We start from the raw sequence: 8898 nt of genomic DNA, 5'->3' as shown, positions 1-8898 counted from the left end.
GGTCCCGGCCGCCGGGCAGCCGGTCGGCCGCGGCGGTCCCGGCGCCCCGCCCCCGCCCGCCCCGGCAGGCCTGCAGGGCGGCCCCGCGTCGCCGCCACCGCCGGCCTCGCCCGACGCGGCCGGGGTCGCGTACGCGGCCACCCAGCTCGCGCACGCCGTCGACCTGCCCGGCGGCCCCGGTGCGCCCGCGCCCGGCCCCGGCCTGCCCCCGCCGCCGGTCGGCATGGCCCCGGTGCCCGGGCCGCCGCCGCCCGGCTACGGCTACCCCGGCGCCGGGCCGGTCGGCGCCCCGCCCGCGATGCCCGCGCCCGTCCCGCAGCCGGGCCCCGGCCTGCCCCCGCCGCCGGCCGCCGGCGTGCCCACGATCGGCCCGGGCACCCAGGCCGTCATCAGCTACCGCCGTCCCGACGGCTCCGAGCAGTCCCTCGTGATGCGCTCCGAGCCCGGCACCCCGCACCCGGAGTGGAAGGCCCTGCAGGAGATGCGCCGCCTCGGCGTGCCGCCGGACCAGGTGCTGGAGTTCCACACCGAGCTGGAGCTGTGCGACCTGCCCGGCGGCTACTGCGCCCGCATGGTCAAGGCCTCCTGGCCGAACGTGCGGATCACCCACACCGCGCCCTACGGCCGTGACCGGCAGGCCCGCCAGGCCGGCATGGCGGTGCTGCTCGACCACCTCGACCAGATGAGCCAGCTCGCCGCCGCCCCGCTGCGGCCCCGGCCGGTGCAGGCTCCGCTGCCGCCGCCGGGCGCCGTCCAGCAGCTGCCGCCGCTGGCCCCGCAGCAGCTGGCGGCCGAGCTCGGGCAGGCGTTCGGGCCCGCGGTCTTCCGGTTCGAGCAGCGCGCCGTCTCCCGGCAGGGCGTGCCGGAGACGGTCGCGCAGACGCTCATGTGGGCCGGCCTGCCCGGCGAGTTCGCACCGTTCTTCTGGGCCCAGGCACAGCCCGGCCGTCCGATCCCGACGCTCGCCGAGCTCGCCGCCGAGCGCGGCCGCCCGGCCGGGCCGGACTTCGGCGGCTACCTCGTGCTCGGCAACGACTACGGTCGGCAGCTGTGCGTGCAGTACGGCACCGCCGCCGTCGTCGCCGTCGACCTGGAGGGAACCGGCGAACCGCCGCGGTTCGTCAACACCGGCGTGCCGGAGTTCGTCCGCAGCCTGGCCGTCCTCGGCCGGATGTGGCGGCTGCGGTACGGCCTGACCCCCGAGCAGGCCGGCCGCTGGACGACCGACCTGCAGGCCCAGCTGCTCGCGGTCGACCCGGCCGCGCTGCACACCCCCGAAGGCTGGTGGGCGGTGCTGCTGGAGCAGCTCTGGGACGGCCTGATGTAGCGGCCGGGGGGCGGGCCGTGACGGCCCGCCCCCCGCCCGCCTGATTGGGCTTTCGACCGTATCTGCGCAAAATAGGTCAAGCGGCCGCCTTTCGGGACGTCCGCGAACCACTCACTCCGGACCACGAGGGGAAGAACCGATGAGCGACGCCGTCTCCCAGCACGGCTTCACGGTTGCCCGGCGCGGCTACGCGCCCGAGCAGGTCGACGCGACCCTTCGGGCGCTGACCGCCGACCGAGACGAGGCGTGGGAACGGCTCAGTGTGCTCGGGTCGGGCCTGCGGGAGATGGAGAAGCGGCTCGGCGAGATCGTCCAGGCCCGCGAGGACGCCCCCGAGCCCGACTACGGCCGGCTCAGCGAGCAGGCCGCCGCCCTCATGGCCATCGCCGACAACGAGGCCGAGGCCGTCCGCTCCAAGGCCCTGCGCGCGGCCGGGACCATCCGCGAGGACGCCCAGAAGGACGGGCAGGCCGCCGCCCGCGCCGCCGAGGCGCACGCCGCCACGGCCCGCGGCGAGGCCGAGCAGGCCGTCCGCGAGACCGAGGCGACCACCCGTGCCGAGGCCGAGCGGATCCGCATCGAGGCCGAGTACGACGCCAACACCACCCGCGACGCCGCCACCGCCGACGCCGCCCACGTGCGCCTCTCCGCCGCCGAGGCCGAGGAACGCGCCGAGGCGAAGCTCGCCGAACTGCGCCGCCGCTCCGACGAGATGTTCGCCCAGGCGCAGGCCGAGGCCGACGCCGAGGAGGAGAAGACCCTCGCCGGCGCCAACCGCCGGCTGCGCGAGGCCGAGCAGCACCGCGAGGCCGTCCTCTCGGACATCCGCACCATCGAGGGCGACGCCCAGACGAAGGCCGAGAGCCTCCTCTCCGCCGCCCGCGTCAAGGCGGAGCGCCTGCGCGTCGCGGGGGAGACCGACCAGCGCGACTTCGCCGTCCGGCACCAGGAGATGCAGGAGCAGCTCGACAGCATCAAGAAGACCCTCGCCGAGCTCACCGGCGCGGCGGCCGGCGCGATCGAGCCGGGCCGCCGTCCGGCCGCACTGGAGGCGGCGCCCCGCGAGGCCGACGCACCGGACCTGACCCTCGACCTGTTCCTGAAGCCGGAGCCCGTCGCCGACGCGGCCCCCGCCACGCCCCCGGCCCCCGCCGCACCTGCGGCCCCGTCCGCTCCTCCGGCCCCGCCCGCGCCGCCCGCCGCTCCTCCGGCCCCGCCCGCGCCGCCCGCCGCACCTCCGGCCGTCGCCGCTGCCGCCGCTCCCGCGGAGCCCACGGCGCAGGACGAGCCGAGGATCGTCCCCAAGATCGTCATCGTGGACGACGGCATCGACCACGACACCCGCCGCAGCAACGTCACCCGCCGCGGCTGAGCCTGCGGCCGGTCGGTAGGCTCCCGCCCCGTCGAGGCCGTCGGGCCCCGGGGCGGGGGTGGGGGCGTGCGTGGAGTGTCAGGCCGGAGAGGTGCCGTCGGCCCGGGGCCGTCCCGGCGCATCCGCCGTACCGGCAGGATCGTCCTGGCCGTCGCGGGGCTGGTGTTCATGGGCTCGGCAGAGCTGCTGCTCGCCACCTCGGGGGCCGATCCGCGCAACGTGCTGATGTTCTCGGCCGTTTTCGTGTTCAGTTGCTACGTCGTCTGGCGGGTGCTCCTCGCCCCGTACGTGCAGTTCGAGGAGCACCGCCTCGTGGTCGGCAACGCGTACTGCGTCCACCGCATCCCGTACGCGCGCATCGCCGGTGTCACGGGGGTCCTGGGCCTCGGTGTCGAGGTCGCCGGGCGCGGCAGGGTGCCGGTCTCGGCCTTCGACACCTCGCTGTGGGGACGCCCGCAGCGGGAGGCCGTGCGGGCCGAGATCGTCCGGCGGGAGGCGGCGGCGTCGGTGTCCCGTGAGCTGACGTACGAGAAGGAGTACACGCTGGGCCTGCCGGAGGTGCTGGGGCCCACGGTGGCGTTCCTCCTGTTCCTCCTCGGCGCCCCCGGCCTGCCCTGGACACGCTGAGCGTCCGGCCCCGCGAGATCCGCACCGTGCTTCCCCGCCGAGGGGCCCGCCGGGACGGTCACGGCCCCGACGGGACCGGCCCCTACAGCACCTCGACGGCTGCCCCCGTGAGCCTCCGCCGGCAGTCCAGGACGTAGCGGGCGTGCTCGGTGACCGCCGCGTAGTCGAAGTCGTCGTGGTCGGCGAGGAGCACCACCGCGTCGGCGGCGGCGAGTTCCTCGGGGGTGGCGTCGACGCGGCGCACCGTCGCCAGCGGGCCGCCGTCGTGGTCGGCGGTGGCCACCCGCTGGCCGGGGATCTGCGGTTCGGCGACGTGGACGCCGGCGACCACGTGCGGGTCGGCGGCGCGGACGTCGGCGCCCATGCGGGTGAGCAGTTCGACGACGCGGGCGGCCGGGGTCTCGCGGGCGTCACCGGTGTTCTTCTTGTAGGCGAGGCCGAGCAGCAGCACCCGGGAGCCGTTGACGGACCGCTGCCGGTCGTTGAGGGCCTCGGTGAGGCGCCGCACCACGTAGTCGGGCATGTGGCTGTTGACGTCGTTGGCGAGCTCGACGAAGCGGAACGACTGCCCGAGGGCCCGTTCGACCCGCCACGACAGGTAGGACGGGTCGATGGGCAGGCAGTGGCCGCCGACGCCGGGGCCGGGGGTGAAGCGGAGGAAGCCGAACGGCTTGGTGGAGGCCGCGTCGATGGCCTCCCAGACGTCGATGCCGAGGTCGTGGGCGAACATCGCGAGCTCGTTGACGAGGGCGATGTTGACGTGCCGGAAGGTGTTCTCCAGCAGCTTGGTCAGCTCGGCCTCCTTGCAGGAGGAGACCGGCACGGTGCGTTCGACGAGCTGCCCGTAGAAGCCCTCGACGGCGGTCAGGCCTTCGGGGGTGGTGCCGGAGACGACCTTGGGGGTGTTCTCCAGCTTCCACTGCGGGTTGCCGGGGTCGATCCGCTCGGGGGAGTAGCCGAGGTGGAAGTCGGTGCCGGCGCGGAGCCCCGAGCCGTCCTCCAGCAGGGGGGCGAGGAGTTCCTCGGTGGTGCCGGGGTAGGTGGTGGACTCCAGGACGACGGTGGCGCCAGGCCGCAGGTGGCGGGCGAGGAGCCGGGCGGAGGCCTCGATGTAGGAGAGGTCGGGCACGCCGTCGCGCAGCGGGGTCGGCACGGTGATCACGGCGACGTCGAAGCCGGCGACGTCGGAGGGTTCGGCGGTGGGCAGGTAGGTGCCGGAGTCGAGGAGCGGGCGGAGGCGTTCGGCGGGGATGTCCTCGACGTACGACTCGCCGACCGCGAGGCGCTTGATGCGGCGCTCGTCCACGTCGTACCCGACGACCCGGTGGCCCACCTCGGCGGTCCGGACGGCGAGCGGCAGCCCGACATAGCCCTGACCTGCGATGACGACGCGCATGACGAAGTACCCCCTCCATCGCGACGGTGGTGCGCACACCCTCTGCGGAGCGGCCCCACACCTTCTTCACACGAGGGTACGGAGACGGGCCCGGACGCGGGCCGGATCCCGGAAAGCCGTGCGCGGAAGCCGTGGGGAAAGGCCGAGGCCCGGGTCGCCGCCGCCGAAGGGCGGCCACCCGGGCCCCGCACATCTGCCGGGCGCCCCCACCCAGGGCCGACCGGCTCTCGCACTCCCGACCCCCATCGGGCTGCGACGGTGCCGCTGCAGCCATCCCCCACGGTTGGGTGCGGCGGGCACGTGATCCATCCTGCGCGGTGACCATGGACGGGCAGTGACAGGAGTATGTCGAGTTCTTGACGTTCTGCCCCGCTGTGCGACACCGGCGGAGTGTGCTGCGCGGCCGGCGCGGGGGTGTCCGCAGACGGTGCGGCGTAGGCTGGGAACCCCGGGGCGCACCGCGTACCGGGCTGTTCGCGTTGCCCGGCCTGCCGCTCGGCGCCGGGCCACTCCAGCCGTGGAGCCAACAAGCATGAGCCTGTCCGGACTGCTCGATGTCGTCGTACGGGACGCCGCCCTCGCCGAGGCGATCGAGGCGGCGGCCACGGGGCACAGGCAGCACCTCGACCTGGTCGGCCCGCCCGCCGCGAGGCCGTTCGCGATCGCGGCGCTGGCCCGGTCGCTGGCGGCGAAGGCCGGCGAGCGCGGCCGTCCGGTGCTGGCGGTGACGGCCACCGGACGCGAGGCGGAGGATCTCGCGGCGAGCCTGCGTTCGCTGCTGCCGCCCGACGCCGTGGCCGAGTACCCGGCGTGGGAGACGCTGCCGCACGAGCGGCTGTCGCCGCGCTCCGACACGGTGGGCCGCCGGCTGGCGGTGCTGCGGCGGATCGTCCACCCGCGGGCCGGGGACGTCGCGTCGGGCCCGGTGCAGGTGGTGGTGGCGCCGGTGCGTTCGGTGCTGCAGCCGCAGGTGAAGGGCCTGGCCGAGCTGGAGCCGGTGGCGTTGCAGCGCGGTGGGCAGCACGACCTGGAGGAGGTGGCCCGCAAGCTGGCGGCGGCCGCGTACGCCCGGGTGGAGCTGGTCGAGAAGCGCGGCGAGTTCGCGGTGCGCGGCGGCATCCTCGACGTGTTCCCGCCGACCGAGGAGCACCCGCTGCGGGTGGAGTTCTGGGGCGACGACGTCGAGGAGATCCGCTACTTCAAGGTCGCCGACCAGCGGTCGCTGGAGATCGCCGAGCACGGCTTGTGGGCGCCGCCCTGCCGTGAGCTGCTGCTGACCGACGCGGTGCGGGCGCGCGCGGCGGAGCTGGCGGCCGAGCAGCCGGGGCTGGCGGAGATCCTGGACAGGATCGCCGAGGGCATCGCGGTCGAGGGAATGGAGTCGCTGGCGCCCGTCCTCGTGGACGACATGGAGCTGCTGGTCGACGTGCTGCCGCAGGGCTCGGTCGCCGTGGTCTGCGACCCGGAGCGGGTGCGCACCCGCGCGGCCGACCTGGTGGCGACCAGTCACGAGTTCCTGCAGGCCTCGTGGGTGGCCGCGGCGGCGGGCGGCGACCGGCCGATCGACGTGGAGGAGATCGACGTCTCGGCGGCCTCGCTGTGGTCGCTGGCGGACGTCCGCGAGCACGCGGCGGGCATCGGCCTGCCGTGGTGGTCGGTGAGCCCGTTCGCGACCAGCGACGCCACCGTGCACGACATCCTGGAGTTCGACGCCGACACCCTCACGCTCGGCATGCACGCCGTCGAGGCGTACCGCGGCGACACCGCCCGGGCCATCGCCGACGCCAAGGAGCGGCTGAACGCCGACTGGCGGGTCGTCATGGTGACGGAGGGCCACGGCCCGGCGTCCCGGCTCGCGGAGGTGCTCGCCAACGAGGGCATCCCGGCCCGGCTGGTCGCCGACCTCACCGAGGCCCCGACCCGCGACGTCGTCCACGTCTCCTGCGGCTCCGTCGAGCACGGCTTCGTCGACGAGGCGCTGAAGCTGACCGTCGTCACCGAGACCGACCTCTCCGGCCAGAAGTCCTCCACCAAGGACATGCGCCGCATGCCGTCCCGGCGCCGCAACGCCATCGACCCGCTGGCGCTGGCCGCAGGCGACTACGTCGTCCACGAGGCGCACGGTGTCGGCCGGTACGTCGAGATGGTGCAGCGCACCGTGCAGGGCGCCACCCGCGAGTACCTGGTGCTGGAGTACGCGCCCGCCAAGCGCGGCCACCCCGGCGACCGGCTGTTCGTGCCGACCGACCAGCTCGACCAGGTCACCAAGTACGTCGGCGGCGAGGCCCCGACGCTGCACCGGCTCGGCGGCGCGGACTGGGCGAAGACCAAGCAGCGGGCGAAGAAGGCGGTCAAGGAGATCGCCGCCGACCTCATCAAGCTGTACTCGGCCCGGATGGCGGCCCCCGGCCACACCTTCGGCCCGGACACCCCGTGGCAGCGCGAGCTGGAGGACGCCTTCCCGTACGCGGAGACGCCCGACCAGCTCACCACCATCGCCGAGGTCAAGTCGGACATGGAGAAGTCCGTGCCGATGGACCGCCTGATCTGCGGCGACGTCGGCTACGGCAAGACCGAGATCGCGGTGCGGGCGGCGTTCAAGGCGGTGCAGGACGGCAAGCAGGTCGCCGTCCTCGTGCCGACGACGCTGCTGGTGCAGCAGCACTTCTCGACCTTCGCCGAGCGGTACGCCAACTTCCCGGTGGTCGTGAAGGCGCTGTCGCGGTTCCAGAGCGACGCCGAGGCGAAGGCCGTGCTGGAGGGCCTCTTCGAGGGCTCGGTGGACGTCGTCATCGGCACCCACCGCCTCTTCTCCTCGGAGACCCGCTTCAAGGACCTCGGTCTGGTCATCGTCGACGAGGAGCAGCGCTTCGGCGTCGAGCACAAGGAGCAGCTGAAGAAGCTCCGCGCCAACGTCGACGTGCTGACCATGTCGGCGACGCCGATCCCGCGCACCCTGGAGATGGCGGTCACCGGCATCCGCGAGATGTCCACCATCACCACCCCGCCGGAGGAGCGGCACCCGGTGCTGACCTTCGTCGGCCCGTACGACGAGAAGCAGATCGCCGCCGCCGTCCGCCGTGAACTCCTGCGCGAGGGCCAGGTGTTCTACATCCACAACCGGGTCGAGTCGATCGACAGGGCGGCCGCCCGGCTGAAGGACCTCGTGCCCGAGGCGCGCGTCGCCACCGCGCACGGGCAGATGGGCGAGAGCCAGCTGGAGAAGGTCGTCGTCGACTTCTGGGAGAAGGAGTTCGACGTCCTCGTCTCGACCACGATCGTCGAGTCCGGCATCGACATCTCCAACGCCAACACCCTGATCGTGGAGCGCGGCGACACCTTCGGCCTCTCCCAGCTGCACCAGCTGCGCGGCCGGGTCGGCCGCGGCCGCGAGCGCGGCTACGCGTACATGCTCTACCCGCCGGAGAAGCCGCTCACCGAGACCGCGCACGAGCGGCTCGCGACGATCGCCCAGCACACCGAGATGGGCGCGGGCATGTACGTCGCCATGAAGGACCTGGAGATCCGCGGCGCCGGCAACCTGCTGGGCGGCGAGCAGTCCGGGCACATCGCCGGTGTCGGCTTCGACCTCTACATGCGGATGGTCGGCGAGGCCGTCGCGGAGTTCCGCGAGCAGCTCGCGGGCGGCGGCGAGCCGGAGGAGGAGCCGCTGGAGGTGAAGATCGAGCTGCCGGTCGACGCGCACGTGCCGCACGACTACGCGCCCGGCGAGCGGCTGCGCCTGCAGGCGTACCGGTCGATCGCGGCGGTCAACTCCGAGGACGACATCGTGCACGTCCGCGAGGAGCTCACCGACCGCTACGGCAAGCTGCCGGAAGCGGTGGAGAACCTGCTCATGGTGGCGGGCCTGCGGCTGTACGCCCGGCGCTGCGGCATCGGCGACATCACGCTGCAGGGCAACTTCGTGCGGTTCGGGCCGGTCGAGCTGCGGGAGTCGCAGCAGTTGCGGCTCAACCGCCTCTACCCGCGCAGCCAGGTGAAGGCGAACACCGCGCAGCTGCTCGTGCCCCGCCCGGTGAGCGGTGGCCGGATCGGCGGAAAGCCGCTGCTCGGCCGCGACCTGCTCGGCTGGAGCACGGAGTTCCTCAGCACGATGTTCGACGAGATGGCGGGCGGGCGGAAGTAGCGCGCCGGCCGGTGCACACGGCGGTCCCG

General features: G+C 74.3%; 5 protein-coding genes. 4 read left to right on the top strand and 1 reads right to left on the bottom strand.

Features of this window, described 5'->3' with window-relative positions:
* From SNE206_RS37095 to SNE206_RS37085, 3 genes are all read left to right on the top strand, one after another.
* On the top strand, positions 1 to 1327 hold a 1327-nt coding region (locus SNE206_RS37095; protein ID WP_407917995.1), incomplete at its 5' end, for an SUKH-4 family immunity protein.
* 139 nt (positions 1328 to 1466) lie between these two features.
* Positions 1467 to 2699: a hypothetical protein gene (locus SNE206_RS37090; RefSeq protein WP_407917994.1), complete on the top strand. Its 1233-nt coding sequence runs from the start codon at positions 1467 to 1469 to the stop codon at positions 2697 to 2699.
* Between the two features lie 66 nt (positions 2700 to 2765).
* Positions 2766 to 3326: a hypothetical protein gene (locus tag SNE206_RS37085; protein ID WP_407917993.1), complete on the top strand. Its 561-nt coding sequence runs from the start codon at positions 2766 to 2768 to the stop codon at positions 3324 to 3326.
* 82 nt (positions 3327 to 3408) lie between these two features.
* On the opposite strand, the gene SNE206_RS37080 is transcribed toward SNE206_RS37085, so the two are convergent.
* Complete coding sequence (locus tag SNE206_RS37080) at positions 3409 to 4722, bottom strand: nucleotide sugar dehydrogenase (RefSeq protein WP_407917992.1); 1314 nt, start codon at positions 4720 to 4722, stop codon at positions 3409 to 3411.
* A gap of 532 nt (positions 4723 to 5254) precedes the next feature.
* On the opposite strand from SNE206_RS37080, the gene mfd reads away from it, so the two are divergent.
* Positions 5255 to 8869: a transcription-repair coupling factor gene (mfd, locus tag SNE206_RS37075; RefSeq protein ID WP_407917991.1), complete on the top strand. Its 3615-nt coding sequence runs from the start codon at positions 5255 to 5257 to the stop codon at positions 8867 to 8869.
* Positions 8870 to 8898 lie beyond the last annotated feature (29 nt).

This window comes from Kitasatospora sp. NE20-6, from assembly GCF_045862635.1.
This window is presented reverse-complemented; position numbering and strand designations above follow the sequence as displayed.